Source organism: Ruegeria sp. AI3, from assembly GCF_056541245.1.
Map to the genome: position 1 here is coordinate 270,274 of NZ_JBQFYA010000002.1, position 25,046 is coordinate 295,319.

Genomic DNA, 25,046 nt, shown 5'->3' on the forward strand with positions numbered 1-25,046 from the left:
CCCTCCACAAGCTAGCGTGGCCCGTTCGTCTATCGGTTAGGACGCCAGGTTTTCAACCTGGAAAGAGGGGTTCGATTCCCCTACGGGCTACCATTTCTGCTTGTGAACACTGCCCCAGTGGCCCGTTCGTCTATCGGTTAGGACGCCAGGTTTTCAACCTGGAAAGAGGGGTTCGATTCCCCTACGGGCTGCCACTTCACCAGCATTCAATATCTAGAAGAAAACCAGAAGTCTGGCTTCAGTCTTAAGCTGCTTTCTCTTTGATGCTTCTCTCTTTGATTTCTATCGGCGCTTTTTCAGTTGTGGTTGCCACAGGTTTTTTCGTGCGGAACACTAAGGCAACCTTTCGTTCCAGAGCCCCAAACCTACGCCAGCGTGTCATGCCCCTCGAGCGTTTCGCTCTCAAACAGATCGTTGCACCGACGGCAAGCGCGGCGCCATGGTTCACCCACACACGCCTCGTGCTACCAGCCGCGACGGCCAAACAGAGAATGCAAGCGGTTCTGACCTGCAAACGGGTCGATCGCCTGCGCGCGTTCTAAGCTAGACACAACACGGCCGACCAAATTCCAACTGATCGCGGCGAAGATGATGCCGCCGAAAGCCTGCCCCAAAAGAACTCCGGACGCCCCGGCCAGTGCCGATCCAATTGAGGCGAAGACCCAAGTGCCCACAGTATGGCGGCCCCAGTTGATCCATGTGGAATAGACCGGGTGGCCAAGGTTGTTGAAGCTGGCATTGGCGACGAAGATGACACCGTTGAAGAAAGACGCCAGCGCCAGAGGCCCGCAGAACAGGTAGATCAGCACGCGGGTCTCGCCCTCGGCCGCGAACAAATCCGCGATTGGTGCGCGCAACAGGAAAAGGACCGCCGCCATCCCAAGAACGTAGATCGCAGTAAATTTGATGCCGGCCAGAAAGGCTTCGCGCACGCGCGTGAACTGCTCGGCCCCGAAGTTTTGCCCGATGATGGGACCGATTGCCCCAGACAGCGCAAAGATAACCGAGAACGCCACGGGCAAAAGTCGCCCGATCACAGCCATTCCGGCCACCGCATCCGTTCCGTACTCGGCGATTTCACGCACGACGATGGCATTGCCGATCGGCGTTGCCACATTGGTCAGCACAGCCGGGATCGCGATGGCCCGGACTGGTTTAAGATCGGATGCGACTTGCCGCAGCGATGGGCGGGAAAAGCCTCGGTGGACGCGCAGGGCGGGCCAAAGCGCAGCGGCGAGCATACAAATCCGCGCCAGCACCGATGCAATCGCTGCACCGTCGAGCCCCAAACCAACCCCGAAGATCAGGATCGGGTCGAGAACCGCATTCACCACGCCGCCATAGATCGTGGCCATCATGGATCGCCGCGCATCCCCATGCGCCCGCAGAACCGCCATTGCAACCATTGCAATCGCCATCACCCACATGGTCGGCAAAATGATCGACACATAGCGTGTGGCGAGCCTCAACACCTCGCCCTCTGCCCCCAATAACGACAACAACGCGCTGAGGTTCCAAAGTACCAGAACCGGGGTTACCAGCCCGACGCACAGACCCAGCGTTGCCACGCTGGAGGCATATTTTCGCGCCTCCTCTGGCCGCCCTGCCCCCAAGGCCCGCGCCGTTAACGCTCCGGCCGAGATCGACAGGCCGATATTGATTGCATTGGTGAAAAACAGAAGCGTTCCGGCATATCCCACGGCGGCGGCCAACGCGTCATTGCCAAGCATCGAGATAAACACCATGTCGACGAAATCGACCGCAAAGATCGCCATCAGGCCGATGCTGGTTGTCAGAGACATACGCGTGACATGTCGCATCAGGCTGCCACTCAGGAAAACGGCTTCGCCTTGGGATTGATTGGCCATGTCCTACCTGCTCTGCGACGGCGTTTGGGTTCCGTCACCTTCTCAGATGGCGGCGCAGCGTCAACTGTTTCGTTTCGCCCAAAAGGCAGGCCATTTCCGGGCGATCACCACTGAGTCGGGTTTTGCAAGCCCTGAGCCGAAGCCGTGCTTGACAGAATCCAACCATCTCGTTCTGATACCAGCGTGAGCAAAAACACTGAATCAAACCAATGCATTGTCTGGATCACGCGCTGCTGTCAGCATCGCTATCGGCATGGTTGCGTTCGGTCTGATGACCCCAAACGCCTGAAAGTCTGCCTCTCGTGACAGGACCCATGATGACTTACGTGCGGTTCATCGACCGCGCAAACCGGATGCTGGGTCGCGTGATCATGTATGGCATCTTCGTGATGATGGCGATCCTGCTCTATTCCTCGGTCTCCAAGACGTTCTTCGTGCCGTCCCTCTGGACGCTTGAGATGGCCCAATTCGCGATGGTGGCCTATTACATGCTGGGCGGGCCTTACGCGATGCAGATGGGCGCGAATGTTCGGATGGATCTGCTCTATGGTGAATGGACCGACCGCAAGAAAAGCCAGATCGACGCGCTGACCGTGTTGTTTCTGATTACCTACCTCGGTTTTTTGCTGTGGGGCGGCTGGGACAGCTTGATGTATTCGTTCCAGTATGGGGGTGAGCGCTCCTCCTCGGCCTGGCGGCCTTATATCTGGCCGATCAAGACCATCATGGTTATCGGCATCTTTCTGATGCTGCTTCAGGCGATATCGGAACTCTGCAAGGACATCCTGCGCCTCAAAGGCTTTGACATGGGCAAAAAGGATGATGAGCCCGTCCACATGGCCCCCGAAGACCTTGAAGGAGGGCATCGCGGGTGAGCTACGAACTGATTGCCGCGCTCATGTTCTCGACCATGATGCTGATGTTGCTGACCGGTCAGCGGGTCTTTGGCGCGATTGGCTTTGTCGCCGTAATCGCCGCCTTCTTCCTGTGGGGCGACCGCGGAGGATACGATCTCGGTTTTGCGGCGGCGATCAAGGTGATGCGATGGTATCCCTTGCTGACGCTGCCGATGTTCATTTTCATGGGTTATATCCTCTCCGAGTCACGGATTGCCGATGACCTCTATCGAATGTTCCACGTCTGGATGGGTGGACTGTCCGGAGGACTGGCCATTGGCACCATCGGCCTGATGGTTCTGATCTCAGCCATGAACGGGCTGTCTGTGGCTGGTATGGCGATCGGAGCCACCATCGCCCTGCCCGAGCTGCTACGTCGCAACTATGACAAGCTGATGGTCACCGGCGTGATACAGGCCGGATCATCACTGGGCATTCTGGTGCCACCCTCAGTCGTGCTGGTCCTCTATGCCATGATCGCGCGCCAGCCGGTCGGGCAACTCTGGCTGGCCGGCGTGATCCCCGGCCTGATGATGGCGACGATGTTCATCATCTACATCGCCATCCGCTGCCGCATAAATCCGGCACTTGGCCCGGTGATGAGCGCGGAGGAACGCGCAGAAGTCACGTGGGGCGAAAAGATGCGTCTACTGGGCGCTGGCCTGCTGCCGCTGGGTATCTTCGCCGTGATGATGGTGCCCTTTGTCAACGGCTGGACGTCCCTGGTGGAAAGCTCCGCCCTTGGTGCCATCGCGGCCTTTCTGGCGGCCGTTCTCAAACGTCGCATGACATGGCAGGTCTTTGAAACCTCGATCAAGCAGACGCTGGGCATCACCTGCATGTTCATGTGGATCATCCTCGCCGCACTCGCCTTTGGGGCCGTCTTTGACGGTCTGGGCGCGGTCAAAGCGATTGAGAACCTGTTTACCGTTCAACTCGGCCTGAACCCGTGGATCATCCTGATCCTGATGCAACTGAGCTTTCTGCTCATGGGAACATTCCTTGATGACACGGCCATGCTGGTCATCGTCGCGCCCCTTTACGTGCCGCTGGTCGGCGCGCTTGGGTTTGACCTGATCTGGTATGGCGTGCTCTACACGATCACCTGCCAAATCGCTTATATGACACCGCCTTTCGGGTATAACCTGTTCCTGATGAGGGCCATGGCCCCGCCTGAGGTGACGATCAAAGACATTTACCGCTCAATCATCCCGTTTGTCTGCGTGATGGCTGTGGCACTGGGATTGGTGATGGCCTTCCCCGACATCGCATTGTGGCTTCCGGGCATCGTCTACGGAAACTGAGCATACAAGAGAAGAAGCCGGGAAAACCGGTTCGATTTCAACAAAAAGCACAGGAGAGGAAGACTATGACAACAACAAGACGCAGATTTTTACGCACTGCTGCTTTGGCCGCGCCTGCGACACTGGCAGCGCCCGCAATCGTCAAAGCGCAGGCCCCGATCAAATGGCGCTTTCAGACCTACGCAGGGGGTGCGTTGGGTGAGCATGTGACCAAACCGGCCATCGATTACATCAACGCCAATGCCAATGGCGAGCTTGAGATCGAGCTGTTCTATGCCGACCAGATCGTCCCCACCGGAGAGCTGTTCCAGGCGCTTCAGCGCGGCACCATCGACGGTGTGCATTCGGACGATGACTCGATGGCCTCACCCACGCCGTTGCGCGTGTTCGGAGGGTATTTCCCTTTCGCAACCAAGCACATCCTCGACGTTCCTGTCCTGTTTAACCAATACGGTCTGGCTGATATCTGGCGGGATGAATATGCCAAGGTCGGTGTGCAATGGTTGTCTGCCGCCGGTCAGGACCCGTGCAACTTCAACACCAAGAAGGAGATCACCTCGGTCGCCGATCTGGATGGCTTGAAACTCTATACCTTCCCGACAGCTGGCCGCTTCCTTGCCAAGTTCGGCGTGGTTCCAGTGAACATCCCCTATGAGGACGCCGAAGTGGCCGTTCAGACGGGCGAGTTGGATGGCATGGCCTGGTCCGGCATTACCGAGGACTACACGGTCGGCTGGGCTGATGTGACCGACTACTTCCTGACCAACAACATCTCAGGCGCGTGGATCGGATCATGGTTCGCCAACCAAGAGCGTTGGAACGAGCTGCCGGATCACTTGAAATCCGTCGTGATGGCCGGGATCGAGGCTGGGCACACCTATCGGAACCAGTGGTACTGGGGTGGCGAAGCGGCGCTGCGCGCCAATGGCGACAAGCTGGAGCTGCGCTCGGTTCCACCCGGCGAATGGGCCGAGGTGGAGAACGCGGCCAAGGAGTTCTGGGACGAGATTGCTCAGGAAGGCGAAGTCCACCAGAAGATCATCGGCATCTTCCAAGAGTATAACAGCGTCATCAATCAGGCTGGCGTGCCCTACAACTTCGAATAAAAAAACGGGCGACCCCGCGCAAAGGGGTCGCCTTGCCAATTTGCCATCCACAGAAACCAACCGACATGCTAGAGGTCCTGAGACACCGAAGGTTCAGGGCAAGGGCAGAGCATGAAACTGGAATTCCATCACATCAACTTCGTCGCCGATGATGTTGATCGCATGCACGATTTCTACACCAACGTGCTGGGGCTGGATGACATCCCACAGGACAATTTCCCACGGACCGAGGCCGATGAGGAAAGCGGTTATGACGGCAAGATCCGCTTTGCGACCGAGGGCCATATGCAGATGCATCTGGCCGAACGCACCTTTGACGTCGCCTTCAAGAACGGCCAAGTGATCAACCCAGTGGAACGCGGCCATATCGCCTTTCGTACCGACGATCTGCCAGCGTTCCTGAAGCTGCTGGACGAGCGCGGCATCCCCTATTCTGACTACGGCACCACCTTCGCGAAAGAATGGCATCAGGTCTTCTTTCAAGACCCCGAGGGCAACGTGATCGAGGTTCATCAACAGGTCGTTCAGAGCGACTAACCACAAAAAGGCCCGCGCACTCAGGTTGTGCAGCGGGCCTTTGACAGAGTAGTTGGGCGAGACGTCCGCCCAAGCGTGTCGGTTCAGACGAACCGGTTGACGTAGTTCTCGAGGATTTCCTGCCGACCGGAGCGAGGCTGCGGGTTAATATCCTCGGCCAAGACGCGGGCCGTGATTTCATCCAGACCAGAGGACAGCATGGATTGCGCAGTGTCCGTCGACCAGCCCGCGTATCTGTCCGCCAGCGCGGCCTCTAGCCCGCCATCTTCGATCATTGCGGCAGCCGCTTTCAAACCGCGCGCGCAGATATCCATACCACCCACATGTGCGGCGATCAGATCCTCGGCGTCGATCGACTGACGCCGGATCTTCGCGTCGAAATTGGTGCCGCCCGTGGTGAAGCCTCCGGCCTTGAGGATGTGATAATAGGCCAAGGCGACCTCGGGCGTGTTGTTGGGGAATTGGTCCGTATCCCAACCCGATTGATAGTCGTTGCGGTTCATGTCGATGGAACCCAGCATGCCTTCGGCCGTCGCAGTCGCGATCTCATGCTCGAAGCTGTGACCGGCCAGAATGGCGTGCCCCTGTTCGAGATTCAGCTTGACCTCATCTTCAAGGCCATACTTGCGAAGGAAACCGATGCAAGTGGCTGCATCATAGTCATACTGATGCTTGGACGGCTCCTGCGGCTTGGGTTCGACCAGAATGGCGCCCTTGAAGCCGATCTTGTGCTTGTACTCGACCACCATGTTCAGGAACCGACCCATATGATCAAGCTCGGCCCCCATATCGGTGTTGAGCAGCGTCTCATAGCCTTCACGCCCACCCCACAGCACGTAGTTCTCGCCCCCCAGCTTATGGGTCGCGTCGATACAGGATTTCACCGTTGCAGCCGCAAAGGCAAACACGTCCGGATCAGGGTTCGTGCTCGCCCCACCCATCCAGCGGCGATGGCTGAACATATTGGCAGTTCCCCAAAGCAGCTTGGTGCCCGAAACTTGCATCTTCTCACCGATATAGTCGGTGATCTCTTCCAGAGTTCTCAGGTTATCCGCATAGTTGCCCTGTTCGGGTCGGATATCCGCATCGTGCCAGCAGAAATAGGGCTGCCCGAGAATATCGAACATCTCGAACGCGATGTCGGCCTTCATCTTGGCACGACCCATATCATCCTGCGGATGCCAGGGACGCTCAAGCGTCGGGCCGCCAAACGGATCGCCCCCTTCCCAAGCGAACGAGTGCCACCACGCGACGGCGAAACGCAGGTGATCCTCCATGCGTTTGCCCATGATGACTTCATCCGGATTGTAGTGACGAAAGGCGAGCGGGTTCTTGCTTTCTTCGCCCTCGTACCGGATCTTTTCGATCTCTTGAAAGAAACCACTCACCATTGTCTTCCCTCACTCAGTCTTTTCGCCGGGCTTTTTGCCCAGAATGATCATCGACAGCAGGTCATCATCGGTGACATCGGGGATGTCGACGGTTCCGACCAATTGACCGTTCTTCATGACCGAAGCCCGATCACACAGTTCCATCACAGCATGCACATCATGGTCGATCAGGAAAATCCCGATCCCCTGCGCCTTGAGCTTCTGGATCAGTTCCGCGACCATCTGGGTCTCATGCGGGCCCAATGCGGCTGTAGGTTCATCCATGATCAGGATGCGGGCGTTGAAATACACCGCCCGGGCGATCGCAACCGACTGACGCTGACCGCCTGACAAGGCCGAAACCGGGTCATTGAACTTCTGGAAGTTGGGGTTCAGCTGACCCATGATCTTGCGGCACTCGGCCTCCATCGCGGCGTCGTTGACCAAGCCCATCGGTGTCACCATCTCGCGCCCGAGAAACAGGTTTGAGCTGGCGTCGAGGTTGTCGGCCAAAGCGAGCGTCTGATAGATCGTCTCGATATTGTTGGCCCGCGCGTCCCGAGGGTTGTTGATCTCGACCTTTTCGCCGTCGATCCGGATCTCGCCGCTGTCCATCTGGTAGGCGCCGGACAGGACCTTGATCAGCGTGGACTTCCCTGCCCCGTTGTGGCCCAGCAGGCCCACAACTTCGCCGGGGTAGAGGTCGACCGACACGTGATCCACCGCCTTGATGCCCCCGAAGGAAATCGAGATGTCGTTCATTTCGACCAAAGGTGGCTGGCCTGAACCGCGACCCGAATTTGTGTTGTGCGTTTCTTCAGCTTGCATCATTTCGCTCCCAAACGTTTGCGATAGACGATGTCGATATAGACAGCCAGGACGAGCACAGCACCGACGACGATGTTCTGGAACGGTGCATCCACACCGACCATAGCCATCCCCGATTGCAGCGCCTGCATGATCAGAGCACCCAGTATCGCGCCATAGATCGTCCCCAGACCACCGGACAGGGCTGTCCCGCCGATCACAGCTGCAGCAATAACACGCAGCTCATCCAGCGTACCAATGTCGTTCGAGTGGTTGGCCAGACGGGCCGAAGCCACAACAGCGGAAAGTGCGCACAGGAAGCCCATCAAGGCAAAGATCTTGACGGTCATCATGCGCGTGTTGATGCCAGAAAGCTCCGCCGCGTCGGGATTGCCGCCAGTTGCAAAGATATAGCGGCCGAACCGGGTCTTGCGGGCCACGACGGTCAGTGTGACGGCTACCAGGATCAGGATCAGAACCGAGATCGGGATACCGTAGCCGACGACCAGACCCTCGGGCATGATCTCGCCGCGCGCTTCGAACATACGCTCGAGCCGACGGGTCGGGATGGCGTAGCTGTTGACGATGAAGACATAGCCCATAATCGCGATGCCGATGATCCCGGCCAGCGTTGTTTCCGCCCAGACGGGTTTGACCGGGAAACCATGTGCGGCCTTGGACCGGCGCGCACTCCAAAGCGCCCAAATCGCGGCACCTGTCGCGGCAAGGCCAAACAAGAGACTGGCCGTGGTGCCAAGTGTTCCGTTGGTGCCGCCGAACATGAGGAATGTGCTATCCAGCGGGCCAATGGTCTGGCCATCGGTCATGTACCAGGCGACGTTACGCCAAACCAGAAACCCACCGAGGGTCACGATGAAGGCGGGAATTGTCAGGTACCCGATCATCCAGCCTTGAAACGCCCCGATAAGGGTTCCAACCGCAAGCCCTACGACCAGAGTGATCGCCCAAGTTGCGGGGTTGTTCAGGCCCATACCCAGCATGTTCGGCAAAAGCTCGGTTTGGGTCATGGCCATCACGGCGGATGTCGTCGCCAACAAGGCGCCGACAGAAAGGTCGATGTGGCGCATCACAATGATGAACACCATGCCACAGGCCATGATCGCAACCGATACGGTCTGAATGGACAGGTTGAACAGGTTGCGAGGGGTCAGGAAACGCCCTTCCGTGACGATATTGAACCCGATGCAAAGGATGATAAACGCGCCGATCATACCCAATAGCCGCATGTCCAGCTCAAGCTGCTGGAACAAGTTTTGCTTGCTTTTCTGGGGTACCGGCTGAGACGAAGTTTCGGTCATATCCGATCTTTCATGTTCAGCGATTGGAATCCCGGCCCGCCTACGCAGGCCGGGAATTATGGTAGTTTAGTTACAGGGGGCTGGGCCGTTTTCCACGCCCTGGCACAGGTCTTCCAGCGGAATCCAGCCTGCATCTACAACAACCGAGAGGTTGTCTTTTGTTATCGGAACCGGTGCCAGGAAGACCGAAGTCATCTCGGTGCCACCAGGCGACGTCCAGCTGACCGCGCCTTCAACATCTCCTGCAGCAGTGCCACCGCTCAGCGCGACTGCGATCTCGCCTGCGGCTTTGCCCAGTTCACGCGCGTCTTTCCAGACGGATACGGTCTGAGTGCCTAGCGCGACGCGGTTCAGCGCGGCATGGTCACCGTCCTGACCCGAGACAGGGATACCTTCCATGCCCTGCGCTGTCAGCGCGGCAACAACACCACCGGCAGTACCGTCATTCGAGGCAACCACGGCGTCCACGTTGTTTTCATTCGCTGTCAGGATCTGCTCCATATTGCGCTGCGCGTTCGCGGGCAGCCAGCCATCGGTATAGGCTTCGCCAACGATTACAACGTCACCACTGTCGACAGCGGCCTGAATGATCTCTTGCTGACCACCGCGCAGGAAGTCTGCGTTCGGGTCGGTCGGAGAACCCTTGATCATGACGTAGTTGCCCTTGGGCATCGCGTCGAACACCGCGCGGGCCTGCATGCGGCCAACTTCGACGTTGTCGAAGGTCAGGTAGAATGCACGGTCATCTTCGATCAGGCGGTCATATGCGATAACCGGGATACCCTCGTCCGCGGCGGCCTGAACAGCCGGGCCAATGGCCTGCGAGTCCTGCGCGAGGATGATCAGCGCGTCCACGCCCTGTGCGATCAGGCTTTCAATGTCCGCCAGCTGCTTTGCAGAAGATGACTGCGCGTCGGCAGAGATATACTCGGCCCCACCCGCCTCAAGCGCGGATTTGATCGCGGCTTCGTCAGTCTTCCAACGCTCTTCCTGAAAGTTCGACCAGCTGACGCCAACGACGGTTTCAGCGAAGGCAGCCGTGCTCATCAGAGCAGCCGCGACTGAAATGCTTAGGAATTTCTTCATGCTTTCCTCCCGGTTGTTCGAGTCCCTTCGAAGTGATTCGAGGACTTCACCTACCTGAGTAGCACATTTATTTCAGTCGGCAAAATATTTATGCTATCGCTAACATGAGATTCTGACTAAGGTGAATGCCAAGATGAGATTCGCGAGGGCAAGATGCTGAAAAACAAAGCCTCTTCTATCTCTACCGAGCAGCGGAACGTAACGCGGCTGCGCGTGCTGGAGCATATCCGCCGCAAGGGGGCGATCTCGCGCATTGATATTGCAGGTGCTTTGCAGACCAGCCCCGCCACCGTCACCACTGCAACGGCAGACCTGTTGTCTGCGGGGCTGATCCATGAGGTTGAAGGCGACCCGCAGTCAGGGTCCCCACGGCGCGGGCGGCCCCGTGTATTGCTCAAGCTGAACGGTGGATCACTGCTGATTGCGGGGTTCAAGGTCACACGCCACTATGTCTCGGTTCTGATCGCAGATTTCGAAGGTCTTGAGATAGCGTCGATCAAATACCCGCTGGTCGAGGCCTGCATGACCCCGCTCGACTTTGCCAAAACCATCCGAAAGGCGCTGGAAAGAGCCTGCGCGGCTGCGTCCATTGCGATGTCGGATATCTCGGGCGTCTCGATCGGGATCGCGGGCCTGATTGATGCCGAGCATAACTTTGTCCATTGGTCCTCCTCGATCTCGGAACGGAACGTGCCCCTTGGCCCGCTTCTGCAGCAAGAGGTTGATTGTCCTGTTTTCATTGAAAACGACGCCAATCTTGTTGCAAAGGCGGAACAATTGTTCGGGTTAGGCAAAGGTCTGCGGAACTTCCTTGTCATAACGATAGAACACGGCGTCGGCCTAGGGATCGTGCTGGGCGGCAGGCTCTACCGGGGCGAGCGCGGATGCGGGGCTGAATTTGGCCATACCAAGGTGCAACTGGATGGCGCGCTCTGCCAATGCGGCCAGCACGGATGTCTTGAAGCTTATGTCGGGGAATACGCCTTGATCCGAGAGGCCTCGATTCACGGTCAGGATCGCGACCAGATCACCATTGCCGATCTGCATAAGAACGCGCAGTCCGGTGATCAACATGCCTTGTCCGTGCTAGACCGGGCCGGTCAGATGTTCGGCATGGGCGTTTCGAACCTGATCAACCTTTTCGATCCCGAATGCATTATCATCTCCGGCAGTCAGATCAGCTTTCAACACCTCTATTCCGAAGGTGTGATGGAGAGGATACGCGAGGGGGTCGTTAAGGTGGATGCCCCCCTGCCCGACATAAAAGTCAACCAATGGGATGACACCATGTGGGCAAAAGGCGCAATTGCCTATGCCATCGAACAGGTCTCAACCTTGAAGATACGCGAGATGCCGACCCATGCATCGTGAGTGCGCCCTCCTACTGGCAAGCGCTACAGTTGTTGCGGCCGATCAGCCCGTACCGAGCTTTAAGCAGATCGAGGTTGCCGCGCATGTCTATGACGGCGGGTGGGAACATTTCGTGGGCGGAGGCGTGGCGGTGTTCGACTGCAACGGCGACAACCTGCCCGACCTCTTCGCTGCAGGAGGATCAAACCCGTCCCAACTATTTCGCAACACCTCGGACGGCGATCTCTCTTTCCGCGTCGAAACGCCAGAGGCGCTGTCACTGACCGGTGTGACCGGGGCCTATCCACTGGATATCGACGGCGACGGCTTTCAGGATCTGGCGGTTCTGAGGGTTGGTGAGGACCTTTTGTTGCGCGGACAACCTGACTGTCAGTTTGCCCCTTTTGCCGATCTGAACTTTCAATCAGATGATCATTGGACCACTGGTTTCTCGGCCACTTGGGAGGACGGCGAGACGCTGCCAACGCTGGCCTTCGGAACCTATGTCGACCGTTTTGACCCTGAGGGCCCGTTCGAGACATGCGGTCCGACGCTCCTTTTTCGCCCCGAAGGATCAGGATACGGGGCGCCGTCACTGCTAGAGCCGGGCTATTGTTCATTGTCCATCCTGTTTTCCGACTGGGCGCGCACGGGTCGGGCGGATCTGCGGGTCAGCAATGATCGCCACTACTACGTGCGCGGCGGGCAGGAGCAACTCTGGGCGATGGAGGCTGAACCGCGGCTGTACACTGAAGACGACGGATGGCTGCCCTATTCGATCTGGGGAATGGGGATCGCCTCGCGCGATCTCACGGGGGACGGGTTCTCCGATGTCTACCTGACGTCGATGGGCGACCAGAAGTTTCAGGTGTTTGACCCCTCCAACGATAGCCCCACCTGGCGCGATGCGACCTATGAGAAAGGCACCACCGCGCACAGACCGCATGTGGGCGGCGATGGGCGACCTTCGACTGGATGGCATGCGCAATTCGGAGACGCCAACAACGACGGGCTGGACGATATTTTCGTGACAAAGGGCAATGTCGAACAGATGCCGGTCGCGGCCTTGAACGACCCGAACAACCTGATGCTGCAACAGCCTGATGGCACCTTTGTCGAAGCCGCTGCCGAGGCGGGCGTGGCCTCGATGGCCAAGTCGCGCGGCGGCGCTTTGGCCGATCTGAACAATGATGGCCATCTGGATTTGGTTGTCGTCAACCGGGGCGCGCCGTTGGAGGTTCACCAGAACACAACTAACGCTGGAAACTGGGTTCTTGTCGATGTCTCTCAGAACACCTCCAACCGTGCTGCGGTGGGCGGGTTTATCGAGATGCGAACACAGTCTGGCCTGCAGACCCGCGAGATCACCATTGGCGGAGGCCATGCCGGGGGGACCTCAGGCCTGCATCATTTCGGATTGGCATCGGCCGAGACGATCGAGCTTCGGATGATCTGGCCCGATGGCTCCACAAGCGACTGGCAGGCGTATGACGCCAACCAGATCATCCGCCTCCATCACTGATCCACAGGAAGCCCACTGGGAACGGTTTCGGGAACACCAAGCCTTTGGGCCGGATCTTCAAGGGTGTTCAGAAAACTGAGGATCGCGTTTACCTCATCGTCGCTCAACGCAACCGGGACCAGGCTGTTGGCGGCGGCGATTGCTTCGGTCGTCTCAATCAAGGCCCGCTGATCATCTGCACCCGGAAACTCGGGCAGACGTGCTTGTTCCAGCGAATACCGCTGCAACGACCCCACGGGATCAAGGTGGTGGCGCACCACATCCTCCAACTCGGCATAGGCACCGCTATGGCCATACGGGGCGGTCAGGGTCACATTGCGCAGTGACGGCGTGCGGAAGGCAAAGGCGTCACCGGCCTCACCGGTCACCCGCATGCGTCCATCGTCACGCGCGTGACTTTCGAACCGCGCACCTTTACCCGGCCCGATCTGAGGCATCGCGATGGCGTGGAACCCATGATCCGTCTGGAGCCATCCGGAATGGCAGGCGCTACACCCCGCCTCACCGTAAAACAGATCCAACCCTGCCTGCGCCTCGGGCGGCAGCTCTGCCTCTCCGCGCATCGCCTGATCAAACAGGCTGTTGTCGGCCCGCCATTCGAAGGCGATGAAATCTGCAAGCACGTTGGCGATCGTCGTAAAGGTGATCTCCTCGCCCGGCAGAGCGTCTTCGAACCGTGTCTGGTATTCGGGAATGGCTGCGACACGCGCGGCGATCAGGTCCCAGGCCCCGCCCTCTTGCGCCAGCAGACCCAGACGCACTGCTTTGCTGATTTCATTCTCGGAGTAATGCCCGGCCATCTCGTCCGGAGACAGCACCGGAAACATAGCCTGCGCCGCAAGGGCGGATTTGAACCCCGGCCGCATATGCGTTCCCAACGGAGTGCGGATGCCGTTCGGGCGGCTCGGGTCAGCCTCGAGCCGTCCGTCATGGAAGAATACCGTGAACTCATCCGCGCCAAGGTTCCACAAGGCCGGAGAGTTGCGAGGAATGCGTTGTTCCGGGCGGTTTTCGGGGTCCAAAGCACGTGTCACTCCCAGCCCGATGCCGCCCTCACCCACGCCCAGAGACAACCCGTCGGACGTTCCTAGACGCGGATGGTGACAGGACCCGCAGCTGATGTTTCGGTTGCCGGACAGGATGGGGTCATAAAACAGCAACTGCCCCAGATCGACAACGGCCAGATCAGGTTCCGCGAATTCAGGAGGTGGGCCAAGGTCCAGCGCCTGTGCGGCCGAGGCCAATCCCATCATTCCAATCGCCGAAACTACCCTCATGCCTAAGTCCCTGTGAGTTTGAGCGTAAGTGTCTGATGATAGGGCCGCTCAGGTGAAAAAACCATGCTGGGGAACGCGCTGATGTTGGGCGCGTTGGGATAGCCTGATGGCTCAATACACAGACCAGCGCCTGCGTGAAACGGGGCCCCCAATGAACCAGCAGAATAGACCTGCGCCCCGGCCTGATCGGAGAATACGTGCAATCCCAAACCATTTGCGGCGTCAATCGTGGCGATTGGCTGCTGCGCGTCGCGGTCGCTGTCGAACACGTAGAAATGATCGAGGTTTTTGCGCGGGCGGCCCGGGTGCGTGAAATCTAGCGCCGTGTTTTGTACGTCTTGCAGGTTGCCGGTTGGCACACCCTGCGCATCGGTCTCAAGCACATGCCCGGCATCTATTCGGAGGCTAAAATCCTCAACGCCTGCGGGACTGCCAAGTGTATAGTAGTTATGTTGCGCAATGCTGATCGGCGTTGGTCGGTCCGGCTGGGCCGTGATGGTATAGGTCAGATTGGGAAAACTGAGCGAGACGTGCAGCTCAAACCTGACCTCGCCCGGAAAGCCGCCTTCGCCATCCGGGGAGAGATAGCTCATCACCGCCTCACGATCCGAGAGCTGCTGTAGGATCCAGACTTGGCGAGACAGGCCCTCGGCCCCGCCATGCAGTGTGTTGGCACCCTCGTTCGGGTCCAGCCGGTATCGCATGCCTGCAAGATCAAAGCCTGCGCCCTTTATCCTGTTCGCGACCCGCCCGACAATTGCCCCGTGATAGAAGGGATCGCGCAGATAGGCTTGAGGATCGTCATATCCGAGGATCAACGGGGTATCATCTATCCACCACCCTTGGGTGATCGCACCATAGTTTAGAAGGCTGACGGACATGTTTCTGTCCTGCAAGCGCGCCTGTTCGATCTGCAAATCCGCCCCCATTTTCGCCAGCGGGCCACGACATCTCAGACCCTATCCAGTGGCAGTCTTGAAGACTGGCCCAAGTTATTGCGCTCATAAGACCGCCGAACAGGTCCCAACTCCACCCAAGGCGGCGGATGTCTTAGCGTTACGTCTGAATGGCGGCTGCTCTCGCCTCAGAGTTAGCGCTATCATAGATATTGTTGAACGCTTAGACCAGATGAAAATTGCTTTTTTGTCCGCACTAAATTGCACTTACTTTCCTTGAGGCAGGGCACTTCAAACAGCGCGATCACGACCCCGCTGGTTGGCCAAGGATCACGTTTGCGCGGCCACGTTCCGGGCGACCAGTTCCTTGTAGAGGGCGCGAATCCGCAATGTCATCGGACCAGCCTTGCCCTCTCCGATCTGTTTGCCGTCGATCTCGGCCACTGGGGTTTGCGCGCCGAAGGTGCCGGTCAGAAACACCTCATCCGCACCGTAGGCCTCGTAGAGTGAGTAGTTCTTTTCGAAAACCGGTATGTCATTGGCGCGGCACAGGTCGATCACCTTCTGCCGCGTCACCCCGTTCATGCAGTAGTCCCCGGTCGAGGTCCAAACCTCGCCCTTGCGCACGATAAAGAAATTGCAGGCGTTGGTGGTGTTCACAAAGCCATGCGGGTCCAGCATCAGCCCCTCATCCGCGCCTGCCTGTTCCGCCTGCAAACAGGCGATGACACAGTTCAGTTTGGAGTGGCTGTTGAACTTCGCGTCCTGGCTGGTCGGCAACCCCCGCACCTGGGGCACAGTCGCCAAACGTATCCCCCGCGCGGTCAGCGCCTCGGCGGGTTTGGAGTGTTCGACGATGGCCACGATGGTCGGCCCCCAGCGCGAAAGCTTGGGATGCTGAAACGGCTTGGCCTTGCGACCGCGTGTGATCATCAGCCGCGCGTGAGCATCGGTTGTCGCACCATTGGCGGCAGCGGTGGCGTCCAGAATCTCGCGAATATCCTCACGCGTTTTGCCGATGTCCAGAGACACGGCCTTGCAGCTGTCAAACAGCCGATCCATGTGTTCGTCAAAAAAGGCCCAGCATCCATCATAGAGCCGCAGCCCTTCCCACATGCCGTCGCCCAGCATGAAGCCGGAATCATAGACCGAGACCTTGGCTTCATCCTTGTGAACCAGTACGCCATCGACCCAGATTTTCAGGTCCTCGTTGCGGGCATCGTATTCCGCGTCATGGGTTGAGAGTTCGGTTGTCATGCATCACCTTCCAGAACAAGCGCATCCGACCTGAGCCGCTCATAATACGGCATTGCCGCGTCGCATATGGATTGAAGCGCGGGCGGCAAGGTCGGGAGCGCCCCCTCAGCGCCCGCAAAACCGGTTGAGGCATGTACGGCCCCGTACCAGTGGCTGGCCCACACGCCGTCCGAGGGATGGCCGCCCGCAGGCCAAGACAACATGGCCGGGTCAAAGGGCAGATCAATTGCCGCACATAGTTTTCGCAACATCCGTTCGGGCGCCTGACGAATGTCATAGCTGTCGACGATCACCCCTGCCCCGGTTCGAGCGCAGATCAGATTGTAGATCTCGGCCTGTTGCACAAAACCAATATCCTCAAGCGTCGGGTTTTCGCGTTTTGCGGCATAGCTGGCCAACACACGCGCGGGGTGGCGGATCAGAAAGATATGTTTCAGCCCATCCATCCAGGGCTGATCCAAGCCCCAAACCATATGCTGCGTCATGTGTTTCTGGTAGATATGCGCCTTGCCCTCTGGCGGCTGCGCTGCGCAACCCTGTCCGACCTGAAGGGGGTCCGTTTCACCCTCGGCGATGATCCGATCTCCCATCGGATGATCTAGCCCGGTCTCGGCCAGATAGGCCGCGTAGAACGGCTCATCCCAGACGGCGCAGTCCTCGCGCGCGCCGAAAGCATACATCATCGCAGTGGACAGATTTCTGGGGCCAGACCAGCAGGCTATGTTCATTTTTCAAGACCCCTCAATCGGGTTGACAGATGTTATCGCAGGCACGCCGCAGCACGAAGTTTTAGCATGTTCTTCCGCCACATAAGGACACAACTTCAAGTTCGCGCACCCCCTTCTGCTTGTCATAGCAACACCCCTACCTTGTCAACATCGAGTGTTCAGAGGGTTACTGAAACCGACCTCGGAAGAACGCCAGACTCGCGTCGATTTTCTTCGAGTTGAATTTCGCTGCAAATGCAACAACCTTGGAACAACTACAGGATGATAACATGAAACTCCATTCCTACTGGCGCTCAACGACTTCATACCGGGTTCGCATCGCCTTGTACCTCAAGGGCGTCGGCTACGATTAATGCCCGGTCGATCTGGTCGCCGGAAAGCAAAGCGAACCCGGGTACACCGCGCTCAACCCTGGCAAGGGTGTTCCGACCATGGTTCTTGAGGACGGCCCGGGTCCTGACCCAATCGCTTGCAATCATCGACTATCTGGAGGCCATCGCGCCAGAACTTCGGCTCCTTCCACCCCAACCCCTGCTGCGCGCGCGTCCAAGCCGCCGCACACACCATCGCGATGGACATCCACCCGGTGAACAACCTGAGGGTCATGACCTACCTCAAATCTCAAATGGGAATGGACTCTGCCGGACAAACCGATTGGTTCCACCATTGGATGACCGAAGGGTTTGCCGCCTACCAGGCGCTGTTGCCGCAAAACACCCGTTTCAGTTTCACAGACACCCCAACCCTCGCCGATATCTGCCTTGTCCCCCAGCTCTATAACGCGCATCGCTGGGGGGTGAACATGACACACTTTCCGCGACTGTTCGAGATCGAAAAACACGCGCTGTCCCTTACCGCTTTTGATCAGGCGCGCCCGGAAAACCAACCCGACGCAAGCTGACAAGTTTAAGTAACGGCAATCGGATTCTTGTCGTCGGAAAGGAAGGTGCGAAATCTCAACGCGATTGTGGAGCCACCTGTTCGTTTGTTGTTTTCCCTTGGCACCAAGTTCCCTGAGAACTGCCCGATATGATACGAAACGATCCGTGACCACATTCTTCGCAACACCGTAGCGTTTCCAAAATTTCTCTACTATTTTTTATGCTTTCCGCCTGGTTCGGCGATTGGTAACGACAGCTTCGAACACCTCTCTTTCGTGATCAATGACGCTCCGCAGGTCTAGCCGCTTTCCATTGATCTAAACAAACGCTTCGTCGACATGCCATTTCAATTTTGGGTATGCCCGCAACTGCTGGATCCGTTTTTTCCGAATTTCCGATGCGAAAATCGGGCTAAACCAGTTCCGCTACTACCGCACGGTCTTGTGGCTGACTTCGATGCCATGCTTACGCATCAGGTCTCCCACATTTTTAAGCGACAGAGGAAACCAAACACGTAGCATTACCGCCAAGAGAATGATTTCTGGGCTGGTTTTATAACACTTGAAGGGAACTCGTCTTTTCACGAGCAGGGGCTACAAAAGCCCCCTACCCGACTCAAGACAAGTTCCTCTGAGAAGCCTTTATTTTGGTTCAGCAAGTAAGGGGCCATTACAAAAGAATCTCGTATCGCTAGCTTTGGATCACCGAATTACGTGAACCGAACACTTGGCATGATGCACGACTCTGTTCGCAGTGGAGCCTAGAAATATGTCCTCGAATCCTGGCTTGTGTGACGCTAAGACGATGCAATCAACGTCGTTCTGATTTGCGAAGTCAACGATAGCCCTACCCGCGTGCCCAGAGATGAGCTGTACCTTCGCGTCTGAAATTTCAGAGGCAGTCTGATTCAGGTTTTCCAATATCTCATGCCGCGTATGTGCCAGCACTTCGCTTGGAATCTGAGACCCTACATATGCCGGAATAGGTTCTTGGACGTGCACAACGGTGAAAACAGCGTCGGCATCAGCCAATTGGCGCGCGGCCTCAAACGATGCTTGTGTGTCGTGTTCTTTGTCCAGAGCAACCGGGATCAGGATATTCTTGTACATTTGACCTCCTATCTACTGCTCGGATGATTTCGGTATAATTTTTCGGCAGCAGGCACCCTACACAGGCTCAGATTTCGAGGATTTCCCCGCGCTCTTTGTAGCAGCTGCAACATCACCAACTGTTTTCTCAACAGCTTCAGCTTCTGTTTCAGCGACATAAGATGCACAACGGGAAACGGTTTCGAACCATTCCTGCGCGTCTGCAACCAACCGTTCAGCCGAATGGCGCTGCCATTCCGCCATGCTCTGAAAGGCTTTCGATGGATCGGACGGGTTCGCGGAAGACACTTTGCGTGCAGCTTGTAGAGCCGTCCGGACCGCCTCATGACGCCGTTCGAACCAATGCTGTGCAAAGGCCTCAGTTTCTTCGAGCAATTTTTCTTGCGCGTCCCAAAATTGTTCGATCTGGGCTCCGAAGGCTGGATTGCCAGAAATGGGTGGCTGCATTTGCTTGAAAACATCCAACAGTGAGGTCGGGCTGTTTGTGTTAGTTTTCTTTGTCGGCATCGAATGTTCCTCCTCATTTCCTGAATGAGTTATTGTGCCACTTGCGGCGCGCCGTCGCCTTAACACAGATCAATATCCCTTATTCTTCAGGTCTTCGGCCTAAGCTGCGACGGGACACCCGCATTCTCTCCGACATCGGTTCCTAGAAGGCAGTGTTGGAGTTAGAATAGTTTAGACAAGAACTAAATGCTTGGTTTTCTATGCACATTGCCGGCTTTCTGATTACCCTTGGTGTCCTCTTCCTTGCCGGATTGGCGGCTGACCAACTTGGCCGGGCCACGCATCTTCCTCGTGTTACAACCTTACTTTTCCTCGGTCTGATCGCCGGAAACGCCGGAATGGGGTTGATCCCACTCGACGTTGCAATGTGGTTCGACGAGATTTCCATCGTGGCCTTGACGATGGTCGCGTTCCTTCTTGGAGGATCTTTGACCCGCGAGAACCTGGTTCGGCACGGCCGAGCCATTCTGACGATTTCGATTTCAATCGTGGTTGCAACCCTTGTTATCGTGTCTGCTGGATTGACCGCAATCGGCGTACCCTTCGGGTTGGCATTGGTGCTGGCCGCAATTGCTACAGCTACAGCTCCGGCCGCCATGACAGACGTGATCAAGCAATCTGGGGTGTCCAACAGCTTCACCGAGACATTAAAGGGCGTCGTCGCAATTGATGACGCTTGGGGTCTGATCGTATTCAGTATCGCCCTGGTTCTGGCCGGTCATTCGGATGGCTGGGCAACCGTCACGACCACAGCGATGTGGGATTTCGGAGGGGCTATTTTGTTGGGTATCGCACTAGGCGCGCCATCCGCTTACCTGACCGGCCGCTTGAAACCGGGAGAGCCAATGCAGGCAGAAGCAGTGGGTATAGTCTTTCTTACAGCCGGCCTCGCGCTTTGGCTGGAGGTTTCATTCTTGGTAGCAGGCATGGTCGCGGGGGCCGTCATAGGGAATCTTGCCCGCCATCACGACCGTGCATTTCATGAGATCGAGCACATTCAGTGGCCATTCATGATCCTGTTCTTCCTGTTGGCTGGCGCCACATTGGATATCGAAGCCTTCGGCTTGATGGGCTGGGCTGGTGCTCTTTTCCTGATCTTACGCGCCGTGGCCCGTCTTGTCGGAGGGTATTGCGGAGCGAGACTGGGCGGCCTGCCTCGCCATCAGACCCGCTGGTACGGCCCCGCTTTGTTGCCACAGGCTGGTGTCGCGGTAGGAATGGCCCTCGTTGCCGGAGAGCAATTTCCGAACTGGGCATCGTCCATCATGGCGTTTACTCTTGCCAGCACTGTGGCCTTCGAAGTGTTGGGGCCGCCACTGACTCTCATGTCAATCAGACGCACGGCTGATACGGACTAGCAGATTGGTCCGTGACTAGTCGGCTTGGATCGAGTCCAAAAAGGCGAGCAAATTCGCCAACGGCAGGCCAACCATCATTCGTTGCCCGTTAGGCAAAGCCACCGCGATTTGTTGGTCTGTTTCAAACACCGCGCCAAAGATCGGCATCTCGCCCCCATGGGCGAGCAATTGTGAACGACCATCAATCTGTTCAGCTATGCGATCTGTCGGAAACACACCGTCGTTTTGGCCCGCCAATTTGGTAAGGTCGGGCGTTCGAATAGCCATCATTTCGGCCATCGGCCCGTCTCCAGTCGCTTCGAAACCGTGACATTGCCAGCAATACGTCCGGTACAAATCACGTCCCTCATCGACGCTGACGTCCTGTGCCAGCGCAGGTCCCGTGACGAACAGTGCCAGTAAAATCCCGCGAACAATCTGCATATGCTCCTCCAATTTGCTGCCCCGGATACAGATCTTATTAAACCGCATCCTTAAGAAACTTCTTTGACCTTGCTCATGTTGCACCCTTCGGCACGAAGATTGGCGTTTCGGTCGAACAGCGTTTGGGCACGTGCCAAGGCCATTCCAGGCCGGCCTCCAACTACGCCAGCTCGACATTGACCTCACCACCCTTGCGCCCAGGCGACTCTCGTTCCAATGCGTTCAAATGCCAACGAATTCGCCAGAGGTGATAAGACACGCGATGTAACCATCTGAGGGCATCCAGCCGAGCCCAAACCACGTCGTCCGGCAGATTGTCAGTTGCCGCGTCGGAAATGAGCAAGTCTCTGCGAAGTTTCCTCTGTCGCCGCAGAAAACGGCGAAGACGGTTCAGCGTGTTTTCACACTGCACCGGATTGTCGATCTCCAAGTAGCCATCCGTTGCTGTAATCAACACCGAAGCGAGCCGCTTCAAACGCCGGTCTTTCGGTAACTCGCTTTTCCGATCATCTTGGCTACACCGGTAAAGCAGCCGGTCAAGGTGATCGAGGACATGGTACATACCCTTGATGCTGGATATCTCTGCCTCGGACCTGCTTGGCAGTTCAATCTTGTCTAGGTACGAGCGCGCCTCAGAAACAGCCGTCTCAATGTTGTCCTGCCCAAAGTCGGCTCCGCTTGGCTGAGATGCCCCCATACATGAACGAAGGTGCGCCACTTCGGCCCTAGCAATTTGTTCGACTGAAGCTTTTGCTGCATCCACCGCTATTTCCGGCACCCCAAGAACGAGCGGATCCAGAGACCTCGTCAACTCAGCACCTCTGTCGGGTACGAGCGCCTCGATAAATCTGGCGAAGGGTTTCGCGAACGGCAAGATCAGCGCTACGCCTATGGCGTTGAAGAAACTATGGAACGCGACAAGCGCAGTCAGTGAGTTTCCGGCCCCCGTCCCACTTACAAAGACCGAAGTAAACGGCCCCAGCAGAAAAAATGCCATTGCTCCTGTCATCACATTGTAGATCACATGCGCAAAACCGGTTCGACGCGCCATCGTGCCCCCACCCAAGGTAGCCAGAACAGCAGTGAAAGTTGTCCCCACGTCCATTCCAATGACGAGAGCTGCTGCTTGAGGGAAGTTCACGGCACCTGCGCTCAACGCAGCCAATGCCGTTGCAACACCAGCACTCGAAGACTGCGTCACCATCGTGATAAGGACGCCGATCAATACAAGCTTCAGCCTGCCCAGCAATGTGTCAGGTGGAAAATCGGCTGGGGTAACTACGCCGCGAAAGGCGTCCAGCCCGGACTTGAGCTGCTCGATCCCAATAAAAATCAAGCTGAATCCAGCCAACGCCAGCCCAAGGCCGGCAACCGCTTTTTTTCCTGAAAGCGCCAGCAAAGCCCCAACAAAAACAACGGGCAACATCACTTGCCCCAAGTCCAGCTTGAACCCCAAGAGCGCGACGAGCCAACCTGTCATGGTCGTTCCGATATTGGCCCCAAAGATGATCCCAAGCGCTTGGGGAAAGGTGAGCAGGCCAGACGCGACAAATCCGACGGCTGCGACAGTCGTCGCGCTGGAAGACTGGATCGCAGCTGTCGTGACCGCGCCTGTTATCGCCCCGGTAAACGGTGTCGACGTGAACCGGCCCAAAATATCTCGCAATCGCGCCCCTGCCAACGCCTTCAAACCGTCCGTCATCAACAGCATGCCGATAAGGAACAGGCCGATGCCGCCCAGTGCTGGTAACAGGTTCCAGAGCATTGCGAATTGCCTTCCACCCTAAATCTCAAACCGCCTGACATGTTTGCTATGCCTTTAAGTTCGACGGCAAACGACAGTTGGTTGGGATTCAGCCTCGCAGACCGGCGACCGCGAGTTGATTGACATAGATCAAAGCACCAATAGGAATCACATAGTGAAATACGAATGTTTCAGCTTGTTCTACGTTCACCGGTCTGTCCCCAAGCAAACACAAAGGTGAACGGAATTCTGAAGGAGTGGAAGTTCCACCCACTGGGGGCTCGGCAGAAGTGGTGGCGAGCCCCCAGTTAGTTTATTGGCGTCCGATGCGCCCAGACGTTGAGATACAAGGCATTCGGTGCAGCTTTGACCATCGGATCGCGCCGCTCCGCCGATCACGGACAAAACTGGGAGGGACGCCACAGACGACATTCTGAATGGGCAGTTGGTGGAAATCGCTAATGAACTCTGTTGATCCAAACGAACAGAAACTCCGTCGAGCCCTTACTACGCCTTTGCTCACGCTTTATGGCCTTGGGGTAACGGTCGGAGCGGGCATTTATGTTTTAGTCGGCGCGACAGCAGACATTGCCGGACCGTTTGCAGCGTTTTCGTTCGTTGTAGCCGCGCTCGTCGTATCACTCACCGCGCTTTCGTATGCAGAACTCGCAACACGATTTCCCGTCAGCGCAGGCGAAGCTGCCTATGTTGAAGCCGGATTTCGGAAAAGATGGATGGCGGTTTTCGTCGGGCTCGCGGTCGCAGCTTCGGGGATTGTCTCTGCTTCTGCAGTTGCAATTGGCGCGGCGTCATACCTGCACGCTTTAACCGGTTTTGCGATCCCTGTTTTGACCATCAGCGTCGTTTTGATCATGGGTCTAATCGCGCTTTGGGGGATCACTGAGTCGGTCTTTGTTGCGGCTGTCATTACGATCATCGAGATCGCAGGCCTTCTCTTTGTGATTGGCTGGGGTATGTCGATTCAGGATCGGCAGGGATACGAGATCAGTTCGATGCTTCCCCCGCTTGAAATCGACGCGTGGAGAGGCATTTTCGCAGCATCACTCCTCGCCTTCTTTGCATTTGTTGGCTTCGAGGACATGGCCAATGTCGCAGAAGAGGTCAAAGACCCCGTCCGCACGATCCCAAAAGCGATTTTACTTACGCTCGTTCTGGCGGCCGTGTTGTATCTGGGAACTTCAATGACGGTTCTACTTGTTGTTCCGATCGATGTTCTGTCGACATCTGCAGCGCCCCTCGCGCTTGTGTTTTCAAACGCGCCCGAGGTGATCAAACAGGGCTTTTCCGCAGTCGCGATTGTGGCGACAGTCAATGGAGTACTTATCCAGATGATCATGGCCTCACGGGTGATCTACGGCCTGGCGGACCGTGACCATTTGCCGAAGGATCTGGCGATTGTCCCGAAAGCAACTCAGACACCTGTTGTCGCTACTTTGTTGGTCGTCGCAACCATCGTTTTGCTGACCCAAACTATACCGATTGGTACTCTGGCAGAGCGCACGTCTCAGATCGTTCTCGGTGTCTTTGTACTGGTCAATGTCTCGCTGATCCTGCTGAAGATGAAGCCGGACGAGGCCGCCAAACACTTCCGCGTTCCTCTTGTGGTACCGATCCTTGGAGTGATCACCAGTGCATTGCTTTTCGGATCTGGATTTCTCTAACTAGATACAACGACCCAAA

The 25,046-nt window shown here is 57.1% G+C and carries 22 protein-coding genes, 2 tRNA genes and 1 pseudogene; 11 read left to right on the forward strand and 14 right to left on the reverse strand.

What is annotated here, in order from left to right:
• Positions 1–18 precede the first annotated feature (18 nt).
• Positions 19–93: transfer RNA gene (locus tag ACRZ95_RS05145), tRNA-Glu, on the forward strand.
• A gap of 26 nt (positions 94–119) precedes the next feature.
• Positions 120–194: transfer RNA gene (locus ACRZ95_RS05150), tRNA-Glu, on the forward strand.
• Between the two features lie 270 nt (positions 195–464).
• Here the strand turns inward: ACRZ95_RS05150 and ACRZ95_RS05155 are convergent.
• Positions 465–1,868 (reverse strand): MATE family efflux transporter, encoded by a 1,404-nt coding sequence (locus ACRZ95_RS05155; RefSeq protein ID WP_480554601.1) that lies wholly within the window; start codon positions 1,866–1,868, stop codon positions 465–467.
• A 314-nt stretch (positions 1,869–2,182) separates the two neighbouring features.
• On the opposite strand from ACRZ95_RS05155, the gene ACRZ95_RS05160 reads away from it, so the two are divergent.
• The 4 genes from ACRZ95_RS05160 to ACRZ95_RS05175 all read left to right on the forward strand — a co-directional run bounded on the left by ACRZ95_RS05160 (position 2,183) and on the right by ACRZ95_RS05175 (position 5,711).
• Entirely contained in the window at positions 2,183–2,743 is a 561-nt protein-coding gene (locus ACRZ95_RS05160; protein ID WP_170376848.1) for a TRAP transporter small permease subunit, read from the forward strand.
• Complete coding sequence (locus ACRZ95_RS05165) at positions 2,740–4,068, forward strand: TRAP transporter large permease subunit (protein ID WP_170677494.1); 1,329 nt, start codon at positions 2,740–2,742, stop codon at positions 4,066–4,068. Before ACRZ95_RS05160 ends, ACRZ95_RS05165 begins: the two co-directional genes overlap by 4 nt.
• A gap of 65 nt (positions 4,069–4,133) precedes the next feature.
• The gene (locus tag ACRZ95_RS05170) at positions 4,134–5,174 is read left to right on the forward strand and encodes a TRAP transporter substrate-binding protein (RefSeq protein WP_170376212.1); all 1,041 of its coding nucleotides are present in this window, start codon (positions 4,134–4,136) and stop codon (positions 5,172–5,174) included.
• 111 nt (positions 5,175–5,285) lie between these two features.
• Entirely contained in the window at positions 5,286–5,711 is a 426-nt protein-coding gene (locus ACRZ95_RS05175) for a VOC family protein (RefSeq protein ID WP_170677492.1), read from the forward strand.
• Between the two features lie 83 nt (positions 5,712–5,794).
• Here ACRZ95_RS05175 and xylA read toward each other — a convergent pair whose 3' ends face one another.
• From xylA to xylF, 4 genes are all read right to left on the reverse strand, one after another.
• The gene (gene xylA / locus ACRZ95_RS05180) at positions 5,795–7,102 is read right to left on the reverse strand and encodes a xylose isomerase (RefSeq protein WP_170677490.1); all 1,308 of its coding nucleotides are present in this window, start codon (positions 7,100–7,102) and stop codon (positions 5,795–5,797) included.
• Positions 7,103–7,111: 9 nt separating this feature from the next.
• On the reverse strand, positions 7,112–7,909 hold the full coding sequence (locus ACRZ95_RS05185) for an ATP-binding cassette domain-containing protein (RefSeq protein ID WP_170677488.1): 798 nt from the start codon (positions 7,907–7,909) through the stop codon (positions 7,112–7,114).
• Entirely contained in the window at positions 7,909–9,207 is a 1,299-nt protein-coding gene (locus tag ACRZ95_RS05190; RefSeq protein WP_170677486.1) for a sugar ABC transporter permease, read from the reverse strand. The genes ACRZ95_RS05185 and ACRZ95_RS05190 overlap by 1 nt, the downstream gene beginning before the upstream one ends.
• Positions 9,208–9,273: 66 nt before the next feature.
• Positions 9,274–10,293, reverse strand: coding sequence for a D-xylose ABC transporter substrate-binding protein (gene xylF, locus ACRZ95_RS05195; RefSeq protein ID WP_170677484.1), 1,020 nt, complete (start codon positions 10,291–10,293; stop codon positions 9,274–9,276).
• Between the two features lie 153 nt (positions 10,294–10,446).
• On the opposite strand from xylF, the gene ACRZ95_RS05200 reads away from it, so the two are divergent.
• On the forward strand, positions 10,447–11,664 hold the full coding sequence (locus ACRZ95_RS05200) for an ROK family transcriptional regulator (RefSeq protein WP_170677482.1): 1,218 nt from the start codon (positions 10,447–10,449) through the stop codon (positions 11,662–11,664).
• Positions 11,654–13,165 (forward strand): CRTAC1 family protein, encoded by a 1,512-nt coding sequence (locus ACRZ95_RS05205; protein ID WP_170677480.1) that lies wholly within the window; start codon positions 11,654–11,656, stop codon positions 13,163–13,165. Before ACRZ95_RS05200 ends, ACRZ95_RS05205 begins: the two co-directional genes overlap by 11 nt.
• Here the strand turns inward: ACRZ95_RS05205 and ACRZ95_RS05210 are convergent.
• The 4 genes from ACRZ95_RS05210 to ACRZ95_RS05225 all read right to left on the reverse strand — a co-directional run bounded on the left by ACRZ95_RS05210 (position 13,159) and on the right by ACRZ95_RS05225 (position 17,323).
• On the reverse strand, positions 13,159–14,442 hold the full coding sequence (locus ACRZ95_RS05210) for a cytochrome c peroxidase (protein WP_170677478.1): 1,284 nt from the start codon (positions 14,440–14,442) through the stop codon (positions 13,159–13,161). The genes ACRZ95_RS05205 and ACRZ95_RS05210 overlap by 7 nt on opposite strands.
• Before the next feature lie 2 nt (positions 14,443–14,444).
• Positions 14,445–15,371: an aldose epimerase family protein gene (locus ACRZ95_RS05215; RefSeq protein ID WP_480554605.1), complete on the reverse strand. Its 927-nt coding sequence runs from the start codon at positions 15,369–15,371 to the stop codon at positions 14,445–14,447.
• Positions 15,372–15,668: 297 nt separating this feature from the next.
• The gene (locus ACRZ95_RS05220; RefSeq protein ID WP_170677474.1) at positions 15,669–16,595 is read right to left on the reverse strand and encodes an aminotransferase class IV; all 927 of its coding nucleotides are present in this window, start codon (positions 16,593–16,595) and stop codon (positions 15,669–15,671) included.
• Positions 16,592–17,323: a sulfotransferase-like domain-containing protein gene (locus tag ACRZ95_RS05225; RefSeq protein ID WP_170677472.1), complete on the reverse strand. Its 732-nt coding sequence runs from the start codon at positions 17,321–17,323 to the stop codon at positions 16,592–16,594. The genes ACRZ95_RS05220 and ACRZ95_RS05225 overlap by 4 nt, the downstream gene beginning before the upstream one ends.
• 469 nt (positions 17,324–17,792) lie before the next feature.
• Here ACRZ95_RS05225 and ACRZ95_RS05230 point away from each other — a divergent pair, with 469 nt between their 5' ends.
• Entirely contained in the window at positions 17,793–18,224 is a 432-nt protein-coding gene (locus tag ACRZ95_RS05230; RefSeq protein ID WP_480554607.1) for a hypothetical protein, read from the forward strand.
• Positions 18,225–18,248: 24 nt separating this feature from the next.
• Here the strand turns inward: ACRZ95_RS05230 and ACRZ95_RS05235 are convergent.
• The 3 genes and pseudogenes from ACRZ95_RS05235 to ACRZ95_RS05245 all read right to left on the reverse strand — a co-directional run.
• Positions 18,249–18,794, reverse strand: a pseudogene (locus ACRZ95_RS05235) (DDE-type integrase/transposase/recombinase); the annotation flags it as partial.
• A 111-nt stretch (positions 18,795–18,905) separates the two neighbouring features.
• Entirely contained in the window at positions 18,906–19,313 is a 408-nt protein-coding gene (locus tag ACRZ95_RS05240; protein WP_170677470.1) for a universal stress protein, read from the reverse strand.
• A gap of 57 nt (positions 19,314–19,370) precedes the next feature.
• Positions 19,371–19,820, reverse strand: a complete 450-nt coding sequence (locus ACRZ95_RS05245) for a phasin family protein (RefSeq protein WP_170677468.1) — start codon at positions 19,818–19,820, stop codon at positions 19,371–19,373.
• A 200-nt stretch (positions 19,821–20,020) separates the two neighbouring features.
• Between ACRZ95_RS05245 and ACRZ95_RS05250 the strand changes: the two genes are divergently transcribed.
• Positions 20,021–21,178 (forward strand): cation:proton antiporter domain-containing protein, encoded by a 1,158-nt coding sequence (locus ACRZ95_RS05250; RefSeq protein ID WP_170677466.1) that lies wholly within the window; start codon positions 20,021–20,023, stop codon positions 21,176–21,178.
• A gap of 15 nt (positions 21,179–21,193) precedes the next feature.
• Here ACRZ95_RS05250 and ACRZ95_RS05255 read toward each other — a convergent pair whose 3' ends face one another.
• Together ACRZ95_RS05255 and ACRZ95_RS05260 are read right to left on the reverse strand one after the other, a co-directional pair.
• Positions 21,194–21,601: a c-type cytochrome gene (locus ACRZ95_RS05255; RefSeq protein WP_480554609.1), complete on the reverse strand. Its 408-nt coding sequence runs from the start codon at positions 21,599–21,601 to the stop codon at positions 21,194–21,196.
• A gap of 160 nt (positions 21,602–21,761) precedes the next feature.
• Positions 21,762–23,366 (reverse strand): Na/Pi symporter, encoded by a 1,605-nt coding sequence (locus ACRZ95_RS05260; protein WP_170677464.1) that lies wholly within the window; start codon positions 23,364–23,366, stop codon positions 21,762–21,764.
• 440 nt (positions 23,367–23,806) lie between these two features.
• Here ACRZ95_RS05260 and ACRZ95_RS05265 point away from each other — a divergent pair, with 440 nt between their 5' ends.
• Positions 23,807–25,027: an amino acid permease gene (locus ACRZ95_RS05265; RefSeq protein WP_170677462.1), complete on the forward strand. Its 1,221-nt coding sequence runs from the start codon at positions 23,807–23,809 to the stop codon at positions 25,025–25,027.
• The last annotated feature ends 19 nt before the right edge of the window (positions 25,028–25,046 follow it).